Source organism: Arthrobacter sp. Soil_N43 (assembly GCF_057655195.1).
On the sequence record NZ_JBDGML010000076.1, the window covers coordinates 1 to 22,039 of the forward strand.

14 protein-coding genes and 2 tRNA genes are annotated in these 22,039 nt (G+C 67.2%); 8 read left to right on the plus strand and 8 right to left on the minus strand.

Annotated features, from left to right (window positions below; all coding sequences use genetic code 11):
* Positions 1-286 precede the first annotated feature (286 nt).
* Positions 287-2,500 (plus strand): RecQ family ATP-dependent DNA helicase, encoded by a 2,214-nt coding sequence (locus AC3A3W_RS08250; protein WP_487441833.1) that lies wholly within the window; start codon positions 287-289, stop codon positions 2,498-2,500.
* On the opposite strand, the gene AC3A3W_RS08255 is transcribed toward AC3A3W_RS08250, so the two are convergent.
* From AC3A3W_RS08255 to AC3A3W_RS08270, 4 genes are all read right to left on the minus strand, one after another.
* Positions 2,445-3,848, minus strand: a complete 1,404-nt coding sequence (locus AC3A3W_RS08255; RefSeq protein ID WP_487441955.1) for an MFS transporter — start codon at positions 3,846-3,848, stop codon at positions 2,445-2,447. The genes AC3A3W_RS08250 and AC3A3W_RS08255 overlap by 56 nt on opposite strands.
* 152 nt (positions 3,849-4,000) lie before the next feature.
* On the minus strand, positions 4,001-5,611 hold the full coding sequence (locus tag AC3A3W_RS08260; protein WP_487441835.1) for a phytoene desaturase family protein: 1,611 nt from the start codon (positions 5,609-5,611) through the stop codon (positions 4,001-4,003).
* A 129-nt stretch (positions 5,612-5,740) separates the two neighbouring features.
* Positions 5,741-5,828: transfer RNA gene (locus tag AC3A3W_RS08265), tRNA-Ser, on the minus strand.
* A gap of 124 nt (positions 5,829-5,952) precedes the next feature.
* Positions 5,953-8,208, minus strand: coding sequence for a prolyl oligopeptidase family serine peptidase (locus AC3A3W_RS08270; protein WP_487441837.1), 2,256 nt, complete (start codon positions 8,206-8,208; stop codon positions 5,953-5,955).
* A gap of 61 nt (positions 8,209-8,269) precedes the next feature.
* Between AC3A3W_RS08270 and AC3A3W_RS08275 the strand changes: the two genes are divergently transcribed.
* On the plus strand, positions 8,270-10,207 hold the full coding sequence (locus tag AC3A3W_RS08275) for an FAD/NAD(P)-binding protein (protein ID WP_487441838.1): 1,938 nt from the start codon (positions 8,270-8,272) through the stop codon (positions 10,205-10,207).
* 144 nt (positions 10,208-10,351) lie between these two features.
* Here the strand turns inward: AC3A3W_RS08275 and AC3A3W_RS08280 are convergent, their stop codons facing one another.
* The 4 genes from AC3A3W_RS08280 to AC3A3W_RS08295 all read right to left on the minus strand — a co-directional run bounded on the left by AC3A3W_RS08280 (position 10,352) and on the right by AC3A3W_RS08295 (position 16,573).
* Positions 10,352-14,902 (minus strand): ExeM/NucH family extracellular endonuclease, encoded by a 4,551-nt coding sequence (locus AC3A3W_RS08280; RefSeq protein ID WP_487441840.1) that lies wholly within the window; start codon positions 14,900-14,902, stop codon positions 10,352-10,354.
* Positions 14,903-15,184: 282 nt separating this feature from the next.
* Entirely contained in the window at positions 15,185-15,976 is a 792-nt protein-coding gene (locus AC3A3W_RS08285; RefSeq protein ID WP_487441842.1) for a VOC family protein, read from the minus strand.
* A gap of 108 nt (positions 15,977-16,084) precedes the next feature.
* Entirely contained in the window at positions 16,085-16,288 is a 204-nt protein-coding gene (locus AC3A3W_RS08290) for a hypothetical protein (protein WP_487441844.1), read from the minus strand.
* 197 nt (positions 16,289-16,485) lie between these two features.
* Positions 16,486-16,573: transfer RNA gene (locus tag AC3A3W_RS08295), tRNA-Ser, on the minus strand.
* Positions 16,574-16,687: 114 nt separating this feature from the next.
* On the opposite strand from AC3A3W_RS08295, the gene AC3A3W_RS08300 reads away from it, so the two are divergent.
* The 6 genes from AC3A3W_RS08300 to AC3A3W_RS08325 all read left to right on the plus strand — a co-directional run bounded on the left by AC3A3W_RS08300 (position 16,688) and on the right by AC3A3W_RS08325 (position 22,039).
* Complete coding sequence (locus AC3A3W_RS08300; protein ID WP_487441846.1) at positions 16,688-17,671, plus strand: NAD(P)H-quinone oxidoreductase; 984 nt, start codon at positions 16,688-16,690, stop codon at positions 17,669-17,671.
* Positions 17,671-18,231: a PadR family transcriptional regulator gene (locus AC3A3W_RS08305; RefSeq protein ID WP_487441848.1), complete on the plus strand. Its 561-nt coding sequence runs from the start codon at positions 17,671-17,673 to the stop codon at positions 18,229-18,231. The genes AC3A3W_RS08300 and AC3A3W_RS08305 overlap by 1 nt, the downstream gene beginning before the upstream one ends.
* A gap of 119 nt (positions 18,232-18,350) precedes the next feature.
* On the plus strand, positions 18,351-20,651 hold the full coding sequence (locus AC3A3W_RS08310) for a carbon starvation CstA family protein (protein WP_487441849.1): 2,301 nt from the start codon (positions 18,351-18,353) through the stop codon (positions 20,649-20,651).
* Between the two features lie 13 nt (positions 20,652-20,664).
* Positions 20,665-20,856: a YbdD/YjiX family protein gene (locus AC3A3W_RS08315; RefSeq protein WP_487441851.1), complete on the plus strand. Its 192-nt coding sequence runs from the start codon at positions 20,665-20,667 to the stop codon at positions 20,854-20,856.
* Positions 20,857-20,858: 2 nt separating this feature from the next.
* On the plus strand, positions 20,859-21,323 hold the full coding sequence (locus AC3A3W_RS08320) for a GNAT family N-acetyltransferase (RefSeq protein WP_487441853.1): 465 nt from the start codon (positions 20,859-20,861) through the stop codon (positions 21,321-21,323).
* Positions 21,324-21,361: 38 nt separating this feature from the next.
* Entirely contained in the window at positions 21,362-22,039 is a 678-nt protein-coding gene (locus tag AC3A3W_RS08325) for a bacterial proteasome activator family protein (RefSeq protein ID WP_487441855.1), read from the plus strand.

The following is a 22,039-nucleotide window of genomic DNA, read 5'->3' on the forward strand; positions in this document are numbered from 1 at the left end:
ACGTCGACGAAGGCGGCCCCCACTGCTTCGACTATTTCAGCCGTGATGGAGTCGCCCACGATGCCGCGGACGTCATACGCCTTGAACGAGGCTGAAAGGTCAAAAATATTGGTCTGGTTGCTAGTCACGGGATTTATCTTACGTTGCAGCGCCAAGCAGGCTGGGGAGGAGGAGTCACGAATCCGCAGCTTGCCGAAGCGCGGGTCTCACCGGATGCGGAGGGTGCGTTGTCCACATGGCCGGCGGCGCGCTTTGGGGTGTCAGAGGGGACTGGGATACTGAATCAATGGCCAATAACCAGCACGCCGCAGTTCTTCCGTCCGAATCCAGTACAGCCTCCGGTGATCCTTCCGGGACTGAAACAGCGGCTTCAGGGACCCGTGGCCAGGCGCTGGAGGTGCTGCGGGAGCTCGTCGGCCACTCCGGCGCCGAGTTCCATGACGGCCAGTTTGAGGCCATCGAGGCGCTGGTCGACGGCGGCCGGCGGGCACTGGTGGTGCAGCGGACCGGCTGGGGGAAGTCCGCGGTCTACTTCGTGGCGTCGCTGCTGCTCAGGCGGCGCGGGGCAGGTCCCACGCTTATTGTTTCGCCGCTGCTCGCGCTGATGCGGGACCAGGTTGCCGCCGCCGCCCGCGCAGGGGTCCGGGCCGTCGCCATCAACTCGGCCAACCAGCTTGAATGGGACACCGTGCGCGAGCAGCTCGCGGCGGACCAGGTGGACGTCCTGCTCGTTTCGCCCGAGCGGCTCACCAATCCCTCGTTCCGGGAACACCAGCTGCCCGAGCTCGTCAGCCGCACCGGCCTCCTGGTCATCGACGAAGCCCACTGCATTTCGGACTGGGGACACGATTTCCGCCCCGACTACCGCCGGATCGCGGACCTCATCACCCAGCTCCCGGACAGTGTTCCTGTGCTGGCCACCACCGCCACGGCCAACTCCCGCGTGGTCCACGACATTGAAGAGCAGCTGGGTGACGGCGTGCTCACCATCCGCGGCTCCCTGGGCAGGGAGTCCCTGCGGCTCGGAGTGCTCGCGCTGCCGGATTCCCGTGAGCGGCTCGGCTGGCTGCTGACCCATCTGGCGGATCTGCCGGGAAGCGGCATCATCTACACGCTGACCGTATCTGCTGCCGAGGACACGGCCCGGCTGCTGGCCGAGGCCGGCCATGAAGTGCTGGCTTATACCGGCCGCACGGATCCGGCTGACCGCGAACGGGCAGAACAGCTCCTGAAAGACAACGAAGTCAAGGCCCTCGTGGCCACGTCCGCGCTGGGCATGGGCTTCGACAAGCCTGATCTCGGCTTCGTGGTCCACCTCGGGGCGCCGTCATCCCCGGTGGCGTACTACCAGCAGGTGGGCCGTGCCGGCCGTGGTGCCGCCAACGCGGACGTGCTGCTTCTTCCCGGGTCCGAGGACCGGGACATTTGGCAGTACTTCGCCACGGCCTCCATGCCTTCGGAGGACAAGGCCGCCGCGGTGTTGTCTGCGCTGGCTGAGGCCGGGACGGCTGTGTCCACCGTGGCGCTGGAAGCGCGCGTGGACCTGCGCCGGACACCACTGGAACTGCTGCTGAAGGTGCTCGCCGTTGACGGCGCGGTGGAGCGCGTGGGCGGCGGCTGGCGGTCCACCGGCCAGCCCTGGTCCTATGACGCCGAACGCTACCGCCGGATCGCCGAAGCCCGGGTGGATGAGCAGGATTCCATGGTCATCTACCAGGACACCGCCGGCTGCCGCATGGAGTACATCACGTCGGTGCTCGATGACGAGACGGCGGCGCCCTGCGGCCGCTGCGACAACTGCGCCGGCCGGTGGTTCTCCACGGACGTCGCGTCTTCGGCGACCCAGGCTGCCAGCCAGAGGCTCAGCCGTGCCGGCATGGTGCTGGAACCCCGACTCCAGTGGCCCAGCGGCATGGACCGGCTGGGCGTGCCGGTCAAGGGAAAGATCAAGCCCGACGAAAGCCTGGCAGAGGGCCGTGTGCTTGCCCGGCTGACGGACCTCGGCTGGGGCGGGGCGCTTCGGGAGCTCTTCGCATCGGGCGCCCCGGACCGTGCCGTGGACCCGGGCATGTTGCAGGCCTGCGTCCAGGTGCTCCGCGAATGGGGCGCCGGTGACTCGCGGTCCCCGGGCTGGAGCGGTGCAGGGCGGCCGGCGGCAATTGTCAGCCTGCCGTCGCGGGGCAAGCCGGCGCTCGTGGAATCGCTGGCCCGGGGAATCTCTGAGATCGGCCGCATTCCCTACCTGGGCCAGTTGGAGATGGAGCACGGCGGGCCAACGGGCGGCCGCGGCGGCAACAGTGCCTACCGGCTGGCCGGCGTATGGGACCGGCTTGTTGTCGGGCGTGACCTGGAGCCGGCCCTGGCAGGGATTGGAGGCCAGAGCGTGATGCTCATTGACGACCTTGTGGACAGCCGCTGGACCGTCACCGTGGCCGGCCGCGCCCTCAGGCGGGCCGGCGCCGGGGCCGTTCTGCCGCTGGTGCTGGCCCAGGCCGGCTGACCTCGGCCCCGGCGTGGCGGTGCAGCATGAGGCTGTCCGCCGTGCTCAGGAGCATCAGCAGCGCGAGCGAAAGGAATGCGCCGCGGTAGGCGGCCACCGCGGCATCCGGCGGTGCGCCCAGCAGCCCGCCCAGGCCGGCGGCAAGCATCGGAGCCGCATCGAACACTCGAAGGAGCAGGGCTCCTACCGCGATGCCAGCCCCGGTGGCGAGCTGAACGAGCGTGGCCGAGACCGCGTTGGCCGAGGTCAGCTGGGCCGGGACGATGTCCGCGTACTGGACCGAGGCGTAGGCGGAAAAGCCGATCGAGCGGAACGCGCCGCTGCACACGAGCAGCGCGAAGATGAGCGGCTGCGGCGTGCCGGCAGTGAGCAGGGCGCACAAGGCGAAGGTGACGGCTGACGCCAGCGACGCAAAGACGAGGACGGGTTTGAACCCGAAACGCCGGATGAGCGGCGTGGTGGCTGGTTTGATGCCGATGTTGCCGATGAACACCGCCGCCACCATGATGCCTGCGTGCAGGGGACTCCAGCCGAAGCCTTCCTGGAACATCAGCGGCAGGAGGAAGGGCACGGCGCTGATGGTCAGGCGGTAGATGAAGCCGCCGGTGTTCGTTGCCCGGAACGTCCGCGTGGAAAATACCGTGAGGTCGAACAGCGGATGGGCGGCCCGGCGCATCCACAGCACCGCTGCTGCCAGTGCCGCTGCCCCGAACACCACGCTCAGCAGAGTCCACGGCCCTTCCGGGTGGGCGCTGGCCAGCTCCAGACCCACTACCAGGGCCCCCACGCCGAAGGTGGTGAGGGCCAGCCCCAGCCAGTCAAGCCTGCGCTTCCGGTCACCGGATACCCTCGGCACGAGGCGGAGGGCGGCCAGGAAAGCCGCGACGCCCAGCGGCAGGTTCACAAGGAATATCCAGTGCCAGGACAGATAAGTGGTCAGGGCACCGCCCACCAGCGGTGCCAGCACCGGGGCCAGAAGCCCGGGCCACACGAGGAAGGCGGTGGCCCGGAGCAGTTCCGACTTGGGCGTCCCGCGGAGCACAACGAGCGTGCCAACGGGGACCATCATGGCCCCGCCGGCGCCCTGCAGGATGCGGCTCAGGGTCAGCATGGTCAGGTCCTGGCTCAGGGCGCAGAGCAGGGACGCCACGGTAAAGAGTGCAATGGCCGCGCAAAAGATGCGACGTGCGCCGAACCGTTCGGCGAGCCAGCCGCTGAGCGGTATGCCCATGGCCACCGTCATCAGGTAGGCCGTCATGGTGATGTTCACACTCGCGGCCGCCACGCCGAAGTCACCGGCGATGCTGGGAATGGCGGTGACCAGCACCGTTCCATCCAGGAACTCCATGAAGAACGTCGCCGCCACGAGCAGGGCCAGCCGCGGGTTCCACGCCTGCAGTGCCGCCGCCGGTGAAGCAGCCTGTGAAGCCGCCGGCCGCGAACCCCCAGGCTCCCCGCTGGAAGCGTTAGCTGCGGGCAGGTCGGGACCGTTGATGCCGCTCATGCGCCGCGGGCCATTTCCAGAACGGCCATGGCGGCGTTGTGCCCTCCGATGGCGCTGACCGCACCGCCCCGGCGCGCACCGGAGCCGCAGAGGAGTATGCGCTCATCGCGGGTGGCCACACCCCAGCGGCGGGCCGGGCTGTCCAGCGGAGTGCCGTCCTCGACGAACGGCCAGTCGAGGCCGCCGTGGAAAATATTGCCCCGCGGCATTCCGACGGCGCGCTCGATGTCCAGCGTCGTCTTAGTTTCGATGCACGGGCTGCCGTCAGGTGCTGTCATGATGAGCGGCTCAATGGGTTCGCCAAGCACCGAGTTCAGGGACCTGAGCACGGCAGCCTGCAGTTCCGCCCGCCGGGCATCGTTGTTCTCGTCGGTGATGAGGCGGTCCGGGACGTGCAGCCCGAACACCGTGATGGTGTGCGCCCCGGCGGCCTGCAGTTCCGGGGACAGAATGCTGGGATCCGCCAGCGAGTGGCAGTAAATCTCGCAGGGGAGCGGCTCGGGAACCGATCCGGATTCCGCGGTCCGGTATGCCCGGTCGAGCTGCTCCCACGACTCGTTGACGTGGAAGGTCCCGCCGAACGCGGCCTCGGGGCGGACAGACTGGTCGAGGAGGCGCGGTAGCCGGGTGAGCAGCAGGTTCACTTTGACCTGCGCGCCTTCCCGGGCGTGGTTCGGGTTTGAGGGCCCGCCGTCGGATGCATCCCGTGGAGCCCGCAGCCGGTCCAGGACGGCGGGGGCCACGTTGGCGAGCACCCAGCTGGCCGTGGCCTCATGGTGCCCGCCGCCGCGCCGGTAGCCCACCCTCCCGGCGGCGTCCACCGCCGTCACTTCGGCGCCGGTGAGCACGGTGGCGCCTGCTTCACGGGCGGCCCGCTCCAGTTCCCCGGACACCGCCCCCATGCCGCCGATCGGCACGTCCCAGTCGCCCGTGCCGCCGCCGATCAGGTGGTACAGGAAGCAAATGTTCTGCTGGAGGTCCCCGTCCTCGGCCCGGGCGAACGTGCCGATCAGGGCATCGGTCAGGACGGTGCCGCGCACCAGGTCGTGCTGCAGGGCGCCGGCGATGGCTTCGCCGATGGGCCGTTCCATCACGGCCTCCCATGCCTCCGCGGCCCCTGCAGCTGCTGCCAGAGTCCGTGCCTCAGAGCGGGTCTGCAACGGGGCCGTCATGGTGGGCCAGAGCGCCTCGGTGAGCTTTCGGCAGCTGGCATAGAAGCCGTCGAAGGCCGCCGCCTCGCCCTCCGGGGCGCCGATCGCTGCGAACGACGCCGCGGTGGACGTGGCGTCGCCGTTGTCGATCAGGAGACCCCGTCCCGGGTGCGACGGGTCAGGTGTGTAGGACGAAAACCGCCGGCGGGCCAGCCGGATCCGGAGGCCCAGATCGTCGATGACCTGCTGCGGCAGGAGGCTGACCAGATAGGAGTAGCGCGAAAGGCGCGCCGCGACGCCGTCGAACGCCTGGGCTGAAACGGCGGCACCGCCGGCGTGCTCGAGCTTTTCCAGCACCAGCACGCGCTGACCCGCTCTCGCCAGGTACGCGGCGGCCGCCAGCCCGTTGTGCCCGCCGCCCACGACGATGGAATCGAATGCCTCGCTGCCAGTCATGCGATCATCCTGCCACCCGGGAAGCAGTGACGGCGCCATCCGTCCGCTACCCGGACCGACCCCGGCGCCGAAGGCCGCAAAAGTCGCCGGGTACGCAAAAGGCCCCGGTCCGGGGACCGGGGCCAAACGCGGAGACGGGGGGATTTGAACCCCCGGTGGAGTTGTGCCCCACACTTCATTAGCAGTGAAGCACATTCGGCCGCTCTGGCACGTCTCCATTCGCTATTACTAGCCAACCAAGGATACGCAGAACCGGCCACGCAGTGCAAAACGGCGCCCTCCTGGCCGCTGGCGGCACCATCGTGCTCGCCGCCAAGTGGCCCGCGTGTGCCGCAAAGACGTCAGGCAGTCCCGCCGGCCAGCGACTTCCACAGAAAGTGCTGGCTGCGGCTCTGCAGCGCGGCGGCCTGCCTGTTGTCCGATGCGCCGGCGTGCCCGCCCTCGAGCGCCTCGTGGAACCAGACGTTGGGAATGCCCATGGCCTGCATGCGGGCGGCCATCTTGCGGGCCTGCACGGGGCCAACCCGGTCGTCGGAGGTTGCGGTCCAGATGAAGGTCTCGGGATAGTCCACACCGTCCTTCAGCAGGTGGTACGGCGAGAAGGTCCGGATGAAGTCCCAATGCTCGGGGCGCTCCGGATCACCGTACTCGGCAATCCACGAATGGCCCGCCGACAGCCGGGTGTACCGCCTCATGTCCAGCAAGGGAACGCCGCAGGACACCGCGCCGAACAGATCGGGGTAACGGGTCAGCATGTTGCCGACGAGAAGACCGCCGTTGGAACCGCCCACGCAGCCCAGCCGTTCCCGGCTCGTGACGCCCCGTGAAATCAGGTGTTGCGCGACGGCGGCGAAGTCCTCGAAGGCCCGGTGCCGGTTTTCCTGCAGTGCGGCCCGGTGCCAGGAGGGCCCGTATTCGCCGCCGCCCCGGATGTTGGCCACGACATAGACGCCGCCGCGGCTGTGCGGTGCCGTGCCGTCCGTGTCGGCGGATTCCGCGGTCCGGCGCTCCAGCCAGGCCCGCCCCACCGCGCCGCTGTAGGCGGGGGTACGGGAGACCTCGAATCCGCCGTAGCCGGACAGCTGGGTGGGGTTCTGCCCGTCCAGCACCAGGTTGCGCGCCGCGATCTGGAAGTACGGCACCCGGGTCCCGTCCTCGGAAACGGCAAAGTGCTGCTGGACCTCATACGCCGCGTCGTTGAAGAACGACGGCGATGCCTTGACCACCACATGGCTGCTCACCACGCCCGCATCACCGGCTGGGGTTCCGCGTGTCAGACTACCGCGGGTCAGGGTGCCGCGCGTCAGGGTCGTGGGGGTGGTGAAGCCGGTGGCCACGAGCCAGAAATCGTCCCCTGCTCCGCTCGGGCCGGGAGAGCGGTGGCCACCCTCGGAGCCGCCCTCGGCCTCGTCCTCGTCGTCCACCGCGAAGGCGTTGACATCGTGCAGCGGAGGGCAGGCGTCCAGCACCGAGGACGACCACGCGGCGGACGGGTCGAGCACACGGATCTCCGAGGAGACATCCCGCAGCAGGTTGAGCAGCAGGAAGTTCCGCGTCCAGCTCCAGGACTGCAGGGACGTGTGGGCGTCCGGGGTGAACAAGACCGTCAGGGAGCGCTCGCCGGCGATGTACCGGTCAAGGTCCGCCGCAAGCAGCGATCCGGCCGGATAGCTCGCTCCACCCACGGTCCACTCCCGCCGCGGCCGGAACACCAGCCAGTCCCGGTGCGCGCTGAGATTGACGTCCGTGGGCACATCGATGGCCGTCCAGGACCCGTCCCGCAGCACCGACGTCGTCCTGTTGAAGAAATCGATCCAGTCCACCGCGAACGTCCGCTCAAAGCCGGGCGTGGAGTCGTGGGACACGATCGCCATCATGTGGTCCTCGGGGATCTCGAAGATCCGGGGTGCGTCGGTCAGCGACTGGCCGCGGTGCAGCCTCACTGCCGTGCGCGCGTAGGACGACGCGGTGCGCGGCAGGCCGTCGGCGGTGCTGGCGACCAGCAGAGTGTCCGCATCCAGCCAGGAGACGTTTCCCTTCGCCGTCGGAAGGTCAAACCCACCGGCCGCGGGGTCCACGAAAGTGCGGGTCTCGACGTCGAACTCGCGGTAGCGGTTGGCGTCACCGCCGTCGGGGGAGAGGGCCAGCAGCGCCAGCCGGTATGGCTGGCCGGGCTCCGGCCGGAGGAAGTTCGCCCCGTGAAAGACCCATTCCTCCCCTTCCGCGGCGGCGAGCGCATCCACATCCAGCAGCACATCCCATTCCGGGGAATCACTGCAGTAGCTGTCCCACGTGGTTCGGCGCCACAGGCCCTTCGGGTTTTCCCGGTCCTTCCAGAAGTTGTAGTACCAGTCGCCGCGCTTGGACACCATCGCAATCTTGTCCGTGGAGTCCAGCACTTCGAGGATCTCGCCCTCCAGGCGCGCGTACTCCGCATCTTCCAGCAGGTCCTCGGTCCGGGCGTTCTGCTCGCGGACCCATGCCAGCTGCTCCTCACCGTAGATGTCCTCCAGCCAGATGTTTTCGTCGGTGGGCTCGGGCGAAGTTCCGTTGGGAACGCCCGATGCGGAGGCAGAATCAGCTGCGGTGGTGGTCATCGCCCCATCCAAACAACATCCCGGCACAGGTAGCAAGTCACATGCCGATATTCTGGATGCCGTGGTCACATCGCTAAGCATCCGGACGGCACTGATAGGCGCCGGCCCGAGGGGTACCAGCGTGCTGGAGCGGCTGCTGGCCAACTGGGCCGCCGGCGGGGCCGCTTCGGCGGGATCCCGGCTGCACATCGACGTGATCGATCCCCACCCCGCCGGCCCTGGCCATGTGTGGCAGCCCGGGCAGTCGCGCCTGTACCTGATGAATACGCAGTCGTTCTACCCCACGCTCATCCCGGAGGACCCGCAGCTGGCCCCGCCCCTGGCCGGCACGACGTTCGACCGGTGGCGGGAACGCCAGCAGCATGATCCGCTGCCCACGCTGACGGACGAGGAACGCGCCGAACTCGCCGTCCTCGAGGCCCGCGACTTCCCCAGCCGCGCACTGTACGGCCGGTACCTCCGTTGCACGCTCGAGGAACTGCTCGCCGTCCTGCCCGACGGCGTCACCGTGGATTTCCACGAGACGGCGGCAACCGCCGTGCGCCCCGTGGGGGACGGAAAGTTCGACGTCGAACTGGCTGGCCGCGGCACGCTCAGCGCAGACTCGGTGGTCTTCGCGCTGGGCCACCTGGACTCCCGGCTCAGCCCCGAGCAGCGGCAGCTGCAGGCGGCCGCCGTCCAGCTGGGCCTGCGGTACTTTCCGCCCGCCGCCCCCGCAGACGTCGACTGGGCCGCCGTCCCGGCCCGGGAACCCGTGCTGGTCCGCGGCATGGGGCTGAATTTTTTCGACGTGATGGGCCAGCTCACCGAGGGGCGGGGCGGAAAATTCATCGACGCCGGGGACGTCCTCGAATACCTGCCGTCGGGCCAGGAACCGCTGATCATCGCGGCCTCCCGGCGGGGCACCCCGTACCGTGCCAAAGCCACGCTGGACGGTTACTACCCGGCGTCGGTGACCCTGCGGTACTTGACCGCGGCCGCACTGCAGCGGTTCGAGTCGGCGGGCATCATCCCGGCTTTCGACCACGACATCTGGCCCCTGCTGCACCGCGATGCCCTGTGGGCCTACTACTCCACGCTGATGCGTTCCGAACCGGGAGCTGTGCCGGATCCCGGCGCCTTTCTGGAGGAGCTGGACGAGGCGCTGCACCCGCATGCGCACACAACGGCGAGGTGGGAGGAGACGGTCAAGGCCGTCATCGAGGGCCATGTCCGGCCCGAACACAGGCTGGACCTGCTGAGCCTCGCGGCGCCGCTGGCGGGACGGGCGTTCGGTTCCCGTGCGGAGCTTGACGCCGCCGTCGTGGACTATCTGCTCGACGATGCCCGCCGCTCGGCCCTGGGCGAAAGCGATCCGGTAAAAATGACCATCGGCGCGCTGCACCACGGCCGTGCGGTGCTGAAATCGGTGGTGGCCGACGGCGGCATCACCGACGAGTCGTGGGTCGCCGGCCTGCGCGGCTGGTTCGAGTCGTTCGTCGAGGGCCTCGCGAGCGGCCCGCCGGCGCTCCGGGCGGAGCAGCTGGCAGCCCTGGCGCGGGCGGGGGTGGTCAGCTTCGTCGGACCGGACCCCAAATTCGGACTTGACCGCGAGGCCCGGCTCTTCACGGCCACCTCGCCGTGGGTGCAGGGCGGCGCCGCGCAGGCACGCACCATGGTGGAGGCCCTGGCGCCGGCCAACCGGGTGGCCGTCAGCGATTCGCCCCTGCTGCAGCAGCTGCTCGCCGACGGGCTGGTGAGGCCACGGACGATGATGACGGTGGAAGGAACGCCGGTGCAGGCCTCGGGCCTGGACGTCAGAGCGCACCCGTACCGCCCGGTGGCCGCCAACGGGGAAGTCGCCGGGCGGCTCTTCGTGCTGGGTCTCCAGCTTTCGGCCAACCAGTGGGGGACGGCCATCGCTGCAGAGGCCGTGCAGCAGGCCGGACCGGTCTACCCCAGCGGGCAGCGCACCCTGCGCGACGCCGACGAGATCGCCCGTGCCATCCTCGGCCCCTGATTCGACCCTCCCGCAGTTCCTGCCGCCTTTTGGGCGACCCTCCCGCAGTTCCTGCCGCTTGTTGGTCGACCCTCCCGCAGCCAAACGAAGAATGCTCCCCGCCTGAGCGGGGAGCATTCTCGGATGGGGTCTCAGGTCTGGGGGTTAACCCCGCAGGCACTTCCTGTACTCGGTCCAGGCGATGGCGTACCTGATCCACCCGGCGAGGTCGTACCAGTGGGCCGGCGGAACCGGTGCTGTGCACACCGGCGGGACCGGCCCGCTGGCTGCGACGTTGACCGCGACTTTGACCACCGTTCCGGACTCCGCCGCAGTAAGGGTCAGAGTTCCCGCTCCGGATGCGGCCTTGGCGGGAACCGTGAGGTTCACCGTGGCGGCGCCGCCTGAAACCGGAACGGTGCCCAGCGGAGTGGGCGTTCCGGCTGAGTCGGTGAACTCCGCTGTCAGGGACTTGTTGACGGGGCTGCCCAGCGATGTCAGATCCAGGCGGGAGACCTCCAGCGTCATGGGGTCCCCAGCGCTGACCCCGGCTGCCGTGGTGTTCACCAAGGCAACGGTGCGCCGCGCGAAGTCCGGTGCCACCGGAGTGTGCTCCTGGAGGTACTTGATCCAGGCGTCCCGGTCCACGAGTCCGGAGTCCTTGGTGCCGGCGCCCTCCGTGAAGATCCGGAAGTTGTCGCCCCCGGTGGCCAGGAAGCTGAAGGTGCCGATCCGGTAGGACTTCGCCGGGTCCATCAGGTTTCCGTCCACCCGGATGGAGGTAATGCGGTCACCTGCGGGGCGGGCGGCGTCGTAGGTGTAGGCGACGTTCTTGGACAGCCCCAGCTGCAGGTAGGGGCGGCTGGGAACGGTCCCGTCAGCGTTGGTCTGCCACTGCTGTTCCAGGAGTGTCTTGAACTGGGCCCCGGAAAGGGACGTGGTCCACAGGTTGTTCACGAACGGCAGGACCGAGTTGGCCTCGGCGTACGTGATGGTTCCGTCCGGCGCGAAGTACAGCTCGTTGCGCAGTCCGCCCGGATTGACGACGCCGATCTCCGCGCCGCCGGTATCCGGAGACTTGAGGGCGTCCACCAGGGAGTCCGCCACGAGGTTGCCCAAGGTGGACTCGCTGGCGCGGTCATCCCGCTTGGCAGGTGTTGTCTCGGTCGCCGGCGTGAAAGCCGTGGTGATATCGGCCGTCACCTTGCCCACCGGCTGGTTTCCGATTTCAGCGGCGTCGGCCAGGGCCTTCCTGACGATCTCATCGACAGCGGCAACCCTCGGGTAGGCGGCTATCAGGTCTGCAGCGGCATCCGTGGTGCGTTGGACGTTCCCCGCCTTGTAGCCGGTGACGGTCTTGGTTTTGGTATCGACGGTCAGCTGGATCTGGCCGATGTTTTCGCCGTAGTTGCCGGTCTGCACAATGGGGCGGGTCTTGCCTGGAACGCCGGGCACGGGAGCGTCCCAGGCGTACTCCTTGTGCGTGTGGCCGGTGAAGATCGCGTCCACGGCGGCGGACGTTTCGGTGACCAGCTTGGCGAACGGGCCGCCGGCCGCGACTTCCTGCTCCAAAGTGGCGCCTTCCGGCGTTCCGGCGCCGGCGCCGTCGTGGTTTTCCACGATGATGACGTCCGCGAGCTGCTCGGCCTTGATCTTGGCCGCGACGCGGTTGATGGCATCGACCGGATCGCCGAACTCAAGCTCCGTGATCCCGGCCGGCGTGACCAGGGTCGGCACCTCCTGGGTCACGGTGCCGATGACGGCCACCTTGACCCCGTTCATCTCGAGGACCGTAAACTCCGGCAGCACGGGTTCCGCAGTGCCCTTCTTGTACACGTTGGCCCCCAGGTACGGGAACTTGGCGCCCGCGGCGACGCGGTCGCGCAAGTCAGCCCAGCCGCCGTCGAACTCGTGGTTGCCCACCGCGGAGGCCTTCACGTCCAGTGCATTCAGGACGTCGATGGTGGGCTGGTCTTTGGCAACGGCGGAGGCGAACAGTGAAGCTCCGATGTTGTCACCGGCGGACACGAAAGCAGTGGCACCCGGAGCGGCTTCCGCTCGCAGCTTCTCGACGGTGCCGGCAAACAGCACGGTGTTCGTATCGATGCGGCCATGGAAGTCGTTGATGCCCAGGAAGTTCAGGTCCACGCTGGCCGGCGGGACCGGCGCGGCGGGCAGGTCGAGGCCAACTAGCACGGGATCGTGGTCGCTGGCCCGGTACTGGTCCGGCGAATAATAGTTGGTCACATTGTTGTTATACCTGCTGTACTCCAGCGCCACGGACTCTATGGAGTTGATGTTCCAGATGTCGGCGCCCGTAACAACTGCATTGGCGGCAGGTGACGCCAGGATGTGGTCGAGAGAGCCCACCAGGCCGCCGAAGAGGTAGGAGTGCTTGGCCGTTCCGTCGGCGTGCTTCGCCTTCTCGTCCTGGTTCACGTAGCCGGCCGCGGTGAGGACGTTCATGGGATCCTCTTTGGCGTAGGCATTGAAGTCGCCCATCAGGAAGACCTTGTCCGTGCCCTTGGACGTTTTCAGCCCGTCGGCGAAGGCCAGAAGGGACCGGGCCTGCGCCGTGCGGGCCACGTTGGAGGCGCCCTGGCCCTTGTCGGTGTCATCCGGCGTGGCGGCCGAGCCCTTGGACTTGAAGTGGTTGGCGATGGCGATGAACCTCTTGTCGTCCGCAGCGCCCACCGGCTTGAACACCTGGGCCAGGGGTTTCCGGGCGCTCGCAAAGGCCACGGTGTCGTTGTGGATGATGGATTCGCCGACAGGCTCGGCCGCGGTTTTCTTGAAGACGAAGGCGGTGCGGATCATATCCTCGTCGGCCAGCGGTGGAGCGTTGGCCGGTGAGCGGACGTAGTCCCAGATCCCGGGGGTGGCGATGTTGAGCGCATCCACGAGCTTCGCCAGGGCGTCGTCGCGGTCTTTGCCGAGCTGCGCTGAGTTTTCCACCTCCATCAGGGATACGACGTCGGCGCCGGACTTCGTGATCGCAGCCACGATCTTGTCCTGCTGGCGCTTCAGGTTGTCCGCGTCCGCTGCCCCTCGGACGTTGCAGCCGTCCCTGACGGTGATGGCATTGCCGTCCCTGTCGGTGTAGAAAGTGCAGCCCGCCACCTGATCCCCGGTGGTAGTGAAGTAGTTGAGCACGTTGAAGGAGGCGAGCTTCAGGTTTCCGCCCACTGCGGCGGGGGCTTCCGTCCGGGTGCTGCCGAAGGATGCCGGCTGGACAGCGTCTGCATTTGCCGCTGTGAGCTGGGTCAGCGGCTGGAATTTCCAGGCGTTGTTGGCATAGCCGAGCACCACGTTGGTTTTGAAGGTCACCGGGGAACCGACCCGGACGGGGTCCGTCGGAGTCAGGTATGGGAGAACCTGCGCTTTCGTGGAGGCGTCTTTCAGGAAATTGGTGGTGGCGCCGTCGTCGAGCTTGATCCCCCGGGCGGCGTTGGCCGCTACCGTCGCCGCGTACTCGGCCGAACCGTACGGGGCGACGGCGGTCGGCTGGACCAGGGTGGTGGTCCCGCCGGACAGTCCGATTTCGCCGTACTGGCTCAGGGCGTAGTTGTCCGAGACCGTGGACGCTCCCTGCGGCGCGAGCAGCATGCCTTCCAGTGACTCGCGGAACGGCTCGGCAGCCGGCAGTGAGAATCCGGTGGCTTTGACTTCGGGCGCCGCCTCGGTGAGTTTGGCCAGGTCGGCAGCGCTGCCGACCGAAACCTGGGTCATGCCGTAGAACTCGCTGACGGTTCCGCTGACCTCCACATATTCACCGGTCCGGACGCTGCCCACGGTTGCGGGGGAGAAGACAAAAACAGCGTCCGACGCCGGGTGGTTGGCCGGCGTCAGGTCGCCGCCGGTTCCCGGCGTCTGAAGGTAGTACCCGGCGAAGCCCCCGGTGGGGAAGACTGCCGTCACGCGGCCCCTCGTGGTCACCGTGGAGCCGGCCAGCGGACTCGCGGCCCCGGTTCCTTGGATCTCGGCGATGGTCCTGAGCGCGGCGCCCGGATCCGGATCCACGGGTTCTGCGGGATCCGAATCCGCGGCCTGGTTCGCTGCTCCCGGCGTGATGGTCGCGCTCAGCACGAGATCTGCGGCGTTATTGTTGCTGTCGGTACCCGAGGTCCGGTTCAGGCTCCGAACGTCCCCGTTGTCGGACGGCGCTGCTGCCGCCCGGGTTTCGAAGGTGTTGGACGTGCCGTAGCCCAGCAGATCCGCAACGTTGTCAGGCTCAACGACTGAACCGGTCGGGAGCGGGTTGAGGGCCGTGGCCTGCCTGGCAAGGACGATCGTGCCGGTGGTGCCTGACGGGCTGAAACCCGTGGCATCGACGTCGGCGGCTGGAAGATCAGGGGCAGCGGAGGCCGTGTTGTTGGTCCCGCCTTTGACAAGGAAATATCCCTTCGCGGGGATGGTGCCGCTCAGCTTGCCGATGCCGCTAGGGGCCCCGGTCGCCGTTGCCGAGCGATATTGGAGGGACCAGCCTTCCAGCGAAATGGGGGCGTCCGAGGAATTGTAGAGCTCCACGAACTTGTTCTTGTATGCCGCTCCGGCGCTGCCGCCGCTGAGGTAGGCCTCGTTGATGACGACGGACGATGATCCTGCAGCGGCCGGCGAGACCTCCACTGCATTAGCCGGGGCCGCGGTCAGCGAGGCTGCAATGAGCCCCCCTGACAGCACGGCGCCCAGCGTGAATTTCCATGGTGTTTGATGCATCCGCTCTGGCTCTCAATAGGGTTGTCCCGGGTAAGGGACCCAATGGAATGTGCACGCATACTGCCAGCAGATGGACCGGGCACGGCGTCTCGTGAGGCAGTTCCGGGCCATCAGAACAGGGCCGGATGAACGCAGGGTTGATGGCGCGTGCATTTGGCGGAACGCTCCCCAGCGGAACGGACTGCCCCCAGCCAGCACAAAGACTACCGGCCGGTAGCTTCATGGGCAGCTGCCGGCCGGTAGTTTTTTCGAGGATCTATTCTGGTGAACTCAGGGGGCCGCTCAGCCCTGTGCTGCCTGGCCCGTGTCCGCCACGATCTTGAACATGGCGCCGGTGGGGTCTGTCAGCGTCGCCAGCCGCCCGAAGGGGGTGTCGTCGGGTCCGTCCACGAGAGCCCCGCCCATGCTGACGGCCTTTTCGACGGAGGTGTCGGCGTTTCCCACGGCGAAGTAGACCTGCCAGTTGGACGGGACCTCGGCGGGTAGGTAGCCGGAGGCGTCCATGATGCCGGCTTTGGCGTCCTGACCGGCCCCCAACGTGGTGTAGCGGAACTCCGGGGTATCGCTCATGACGTCCGTGTCCCAGCCAAAAACCTCCTGGTAGAACTTCACGGCGGCGTCGTAGTCCTTGGTGTGCAGCTCGTGCCACGCGGGCGCGCCGTTCTCGGCCACCAGCTCATACCCCCGCATTTCCCTCGGCTGCCACGCTCCGATGGCGGCGCCGGAAACGTCGCCGAAGATTGCCATGTGGCCCTGCTCGGGGACGTCCATGGGTTCCACGTACACCTGGCCGCCGTTTGCGGTGACAGCCGCGGCCGTCGCTGCGGCATCGTCGGTGCGCAGGTACGTGGACCACATATCGGGCATGGCAGCCTGGTCCGCCGGTTTTTGCATAATGCCCGCGACCATCTTGCCGTTCTTGTTTGCAGTGATGTACCCGCCGTACTTTTCCTCGTCCCCGGTCTGGAATTCCCAGCCGAACAGTTCGCCGTAGAACTGCTTCGCGGTGTCGGTGTTGGAGGTCATCAGGTCAATCCAGCAGGGCGCGCCGGGGGTGATGTCAGGGGTAGGCATAGTCAGCTCCTGTTTGGGTGCCGCGGGAATGCATGTCCGCAGGTCAAGGGATGTGGAGACAGGACCGACCCTATGCCGGGGCTATGACAGTTTCAATGGTTTCCGCCGTCAGGTCCGGTCGGAAAACGACGTCCCGGGTTCGTTGTCGTCGTCGGCCTCGACCCACTCGATGAAGTCCTTGAGCGACATGCACCAGTAGTAGTCCGAGTACCTCAGGCTCTGCTTCTCGGCCTTGCTCACGACGGCGACCTCCCCCAACAGCGGCGGCGGGTGTGGAATGGTGCCCTTGTCCCGGAACCGGGGCAGGAGCACCGTTGGTACCTTCAATGGAACGCCCGCGGGGGTGGTCTGCGCATGAGTGGTGCGTACTCGAATTTTCAGGGCACCGGTACTCGCCGGTACCTGTTTTCCGGCGCCGGGTACACGCTCTACCTGCCTGCGGAAAAGGCCGGTGGCACCAACCCTGAGGTTGGCCCCACCGGCCCTTGTCGTGCGCATAGTGCGCCGCGCGGAAGGTAAGAGATTCGAACTCTTGGTACGGGGTTACCGCACACTGGTTTTCAAGACCAGCTCCTTCGGCCGCTCGGACAACCTTCCCTGACTAGTAGTGTTTCATAGGCAGTTGGCTGCAACAAAAACTGAAATGTGGCGGTTGCTGCCGCTGCCCACTATTTTTGGGGCAGGAATCAGCTAGGAAATCGGGAGTTCTCCATGAAAGCCGTCTACATCTCCGAGCCGGGCGGGCCGGAAATGCTGGAAATCCGGGAGGTCCCGGCGCCGGTGCCGGGGCACGGTGAAGTCCTGATCGATGTCGTGGCGGCAGGCGTGAACCGCGCAGACGTGCACCAGCGGAAGGGCTTCTACCCACCGCCCCCGGGCGTCTCGGAAGTTCCGGGGCTGGAAGTTTCCGGCCGCATCGCCGGGTTCGGCCCAGGTGTCACGAAACCTTTTTCCATCGGCGACAAGGTGGTGGCGCTGCTGGCCGGCGGCGGATATGCCCAGCAGGTGGCGGTCCGCTCGGAGCAGGTGGTGAGAATTCCCGACAGCGTTGACCTGGTCACCGCTGCGGCCCTCCCGGAGGTTGCCGCGACGGTGTATTCGAACCTCATCATGACCGCCCAGCTTCAGCCCGGTGAAACGGTCCTGGTCCACGGCGCCACCGGCGGGATCGGCACCATGGCCATCCAGTTTGCGAAGGCGATCGGGGCAACTGTTGCCGCGACGGCCGGAACCGATGAGAAAGTGGGCACCGCCAAGGCCTTCCTGGGTGCAGACATCGCCATCAACTATGCGGAGGAGAACTTCGCGGAGAGCCTCCGGGCCCAGAACGGCGGCAAGGGCGCGGACGTGATCCTGGACGTGGTGGGTGCCAAGTATCTGCAGCAGAACGTTGACGCACTGGCCGACTACGGGCGGCTCATCGTCATCGGACTGCAAGGCGGGGCCAAGGGCGAACTGGACCTGGGACAGCTGCTGCGGAAGCGCGCGGCCGTCGTCGCCACGGCGCTCCGGCCCAGGCCCGTCGAAGAGAAGGGCGTGATCATGACAGCCGTCCGGGAGGCCGTGTGGCCCCTCATCGCCGACGGGCGCATCCACCCCCTCGTGGACAAGACGTTTCCTTTGGACCAGGTCAGGGCCGCCCACGAATACTTCGACTCGGGGGAGCACGTAGGCAAGATCCTGCTGGTGACCTAGTGTCCGTCCGGCACAGTCTCCTGGCCCTGCTGCACGACAGGCCGCGGTACGGGTACCAGCTACGGAGCGAGTTCCACGAACGCACAGGCTCGGCCTGGCCGCTGAACATCGGTCAGGTCTACACCACCCTTGACCGGCTGGAACGTGATGGCCTGGTCCGGAAGGTAAGAGGCGGCGGCGGCAGCCAGGTGGTTTACGGCATCACGGACGAAGGGTCCGGCCAGGTGCGGGCCTGGTTCTCCTCGCCCGTGGAGCGCAGCGCTCCGCCCCGCAACGAACTTGCCATCAAACTGTCCCTTGCCCTGACGCTGCCAGGTGTGGACGTGACTGCCGTGATCCGGGCCCAGCGCGCAGCATCACTGGCCGTGCTGCAGGAGTACACCAAGTCCAGACGGGACACGGCCGCCAGCCCGCGCGGCGCCGACCTCGCGGGGCTGCTGGTGCTGGATTCACTCATCTTCCACGCCGAGGCGGAGGTCCGCTGGCTGGACCTCTGCGAGGCGCGCATGGCGCAGCTGGCCCCGGCTTCGGTGACGGCTTCGGTGACCGCTGAGCGCTGACCCAAGACCGCCTGGCGCTGCGCCCGGCGGCACCCGGCAACAGAGCGTATCGATTTGCGGCGCCCGTTGGTAGGGTGCGCTTAAGAGGGTTGCCACATTTTTAATCTCGAGGAGGAGACATGAGCAGCATGCCTGGCGGCAGGGCTCGGACCGCGGACGACGACCTGGAACTGACACCAGACCCGTCGCTGCCGCCGACCGCGGTGGACGAGGGGGTCCGCGAAGCGGAAGAGCGGAAGTGGACGCCCACGAAGATTGCCGTCTGGGCGGCGATTGCGCTGCTGGGCGGCGTGGCCTGGTTCATGCTGGCGATCATTCGTGGAGAAACGGTCAACGCGATCTGGTTCGTGTTTGCCTCCGTCTGTACGTACCTGATCGGCTACCGCTTCTACTCGAAGGTGATCGAACGCTACATCACCCGGCCTAACGACCGGCGCGCCACCCCGGCCGAGTACAAGGCGGACGGCAAGGACTATGTCCGTACGGACCGCAACGTCCTGTTCGGCCATCACTTTGCCGCCATCGCAGGCGCCGGTCCACTCGTCGGACCCGTCATCGCGGCCCAGATGGGCTACCTTCCCGGCACCATCTGGATCATCATCGGCGTCGTGCTGGCCGGGGCCGTCCAGGATTACCTCGTGCTGTTCTTCTCGATGAGGCGCGGCGGCCGCTCCCTGGGCCAGATGGCCCGGGAAGAACTCGGCGTGATCGGCGGAACGGCGGCCCTCGTCGCCACCCTGCTGATCATGGTGATCATCGTCGCCATCCTCGCGCTCGTCGTCGTGAACGCACTCGGCGAAAGCCCGTGGGGCGTCTTCTCCGTAGGAATGACCATCCCGATCGCCCTGTTCATGGGCGTCTACCTGCGGTTTATCCGGCCCGGCAAAGTCATGGAAGTTTCGCTCATCGGCTTCGTCCTGCTCATGGCAGCCATCATCGGTGGCGGCATCGTCGCGGAAACCGAGTGGGGTGCCGCGTTCTTCCACCTGGACAAGGTCACCATCGCGTGGGGCCTCATCGTCTACGGCTTCATCGCCGCGATCCTGCCCGTGTGGCTCCTCCTGGCACCCCGGGACTACCTCTCCACGTTCATGAAGATCGGCGTCATTGTCATGCTGGCGCTGGCCATCATCGTGGTCCGCCCGGAAATCACCGTGCCGGCCTTCAGCGAGTTCGCCAGCCGTGAGAACGGTCCGGTGTTCCCCGGGGCGCTGTTCCCGTTCCTCTTCGTCACGATTGCCTGCGGCGCGCTGTCCGGCTTCCACGCCCTGATCTCCTCCGGCACCACACCGAAGCTGATCGAAAAGGAACGCCAGACCCGCCTCATCGGCTACGGCGGCATGCTGATGGAATCCTTCGTGGCCATCATGGCTCTCGTGGCAGCCATCTCCATCGACCGCGGACTGTACTTCGCCATGAACTCACCCGCAGCCCTGACAGGCGGCACGGTCGAAACCGCCGCCACCTGGGTCAACGGCCTGGGGCTCGCCGGCGTGAACCTCACCCCGGATCTCCTGGCGGAAACCGCCAGGAACGTCGGCGAGGAAAGCATCGTCTCCCGCACCGGCGGTGCCCCCACGCTGGCCGTGGGTCTGGCGCACATCATGCAGCAGTTCATCGGCGGCACGGCCATGATGGCGTTCTGGTACCACTTCGCCATCATGTTTGAGGCGCTGTTCATCCTGACCGCAGTTGACGCAGGAACCCGCGTGGCCCGCTTCATGCTGCAGGACTCCATCGGCAACTTCGTTCCCAAGTTCAAGGAGCACTCGTGGCGGCCGGGAGCCTGGCTCTGCACGGCGATAATGGTCGGCGCGTGGGGCGCGGTGCTGCTGATGGGCGTCACCGACCCGCTGGGCGGCATCAACACCCTGTTCCCGCTGTTCGGCATAGCGAACCAGTTGCTGGCCGCCATCGCCCTGTCTGTCTGCATGGCCATCGCGGCCAAGCGCGGCTCATTCAAGTACCTCTGGATTGTGGCCCTGCCGCTGGCGTTCGCGGCCGTGGTCACCATCACCGCGAGCTTCCAGAAGATCTTCTCGCCCGTTCCGGCCGTGGGCTACTTCGCCAACAATGCGGCCTTCTCCAAGGCCCTGGCGGACGGGAAGACTGAGTTCGGGACAGCGAAGACCGTCGCCGCCATGGAGGCCGTGGTCCGCAACACCATGATCCAGGGGTGGTTGTCCGTGATCTTCGTCCTGCTGAGCATCATCGTCATCATCACGGCTGTGATCGCCACTGTGAAGGCCTTCCGCCACGAGGCTGCCGGCATCCGCCATGATGACCACGAGGACCCAGCTGTTCCGTCCAGGGGCTACGCGCCCGCTGGGTTGATTCCGACGGCCGCCGAGCGGGAACTGATGGCCGAGTGGAACAAACTTCCGGCGGAGCTGCGGCTCGAAAAGTCCGCGCACCACTGATGCGGAGCCGGCCATGAGCGCGATTGCCGAAAGCTTCCGGGGATTCGCCCGGTACCTTGGCGGAGTGATGGGGGCTGATGCCTACCAGAAGTACCTGGAGCACCACTCCGCCTCCGGGCACTCGAGCCAGCCCATGACGGAGCGGGAATTCTGGCGGGACCGGACCGACCGGCAGGACAGCAACCCGCAGGGACGGTGCTGTTGACCATGAGGGTCCCCGCCGCCGGGCTGTCGATCCGCAGGATCGGGCCGGAGGCCGGCGCGTCGCTCAATGCCCTGGCGGAGACGGACAACCTGTTCGATGAAGATCCCGCCGTGGCGCCGTCGGTTGCGTTAACGCCCGACGGCGCCAGGGACTTCCTTGCGGATCCCACCGTCCTGTTCTGGCTGGCTCAGGTCGAAGACCTGACGGTGGGCTTCTTGCATTGCTGTGTGCAGCGCCGTCGTACTCACGGCCCATGGGCCGAACTGCTCCTCATGGAGATGGGCACCCGTGCCGGTTACCGCAGACAGGGGATCGGGCGGGCGCTGATCGCCGCCATGGAGGAGTGGATGCGGGCCAACGGGGTGCGTGACGTCTGGGTGCCTGCCGACACTTCTGCCGTCGGCTTCTACCGGAAATGCGGTTTCGCTACGGACGAAGGCGAAATCCTGGTCAAGGAGCTTCATTGACTGGACTCCGTGTTCCGGGCTCGTGAGAGTATGAACGCATGAGCGATCCGAACGACACTCAAACCGGCCCTGCGGTTGACTCAGGCGCCGGTTTCCAGGCGGCGCGGCCGGGTGACGACGTGCCCGTCGTGGAAGGCACCACCATTGATGTCGAGGCAGTCCCTGCCGATGGCGACAAGCCCGCGGAGCCGGCCAAACCTCGGGGAAGCAGCCTTCAGGACCTCGTGGATGAGCCGGCCAAGGTGATGCGCATCGGCACCATGATCCGCCAGTTGCTTGAAGAGGTGAAGTCGGCGCCGCTGGACGACGCCGCGCGCGGCAGGCTGGCCGAAATTCACGAACGCTCCATCAAGGAGCTTGAAGACGGACTGGCCCCGGAACTCGTGGCCGAGCTGGAACGGATCAGTCTGCCTTTCCCGGAGGACGGGACGCCGTCTGACGCCGAACTACGCATCGCCCAGGCCCAGCTGGTCGGCTGGCTTGAAGGACTGTTCCACGGCATTCAAACGGCCATAGCGGCCCAGCACGCGGCACGGGAACACGCCATGGCGCAGATGCAGTTGAGGCAGCTTCCTCCGGGGACGGTCATTGCGCCCGGGGTAGTCATCGGAGAGAACGGCGAACCGCAGCGGGCCAAGGCCCCTCAGCCGGTCTCCGATCCGCTTAAACCGGGCCGGCAGGAAGAACCTGACCACGGCCCCGGCCAGTACCTGTAG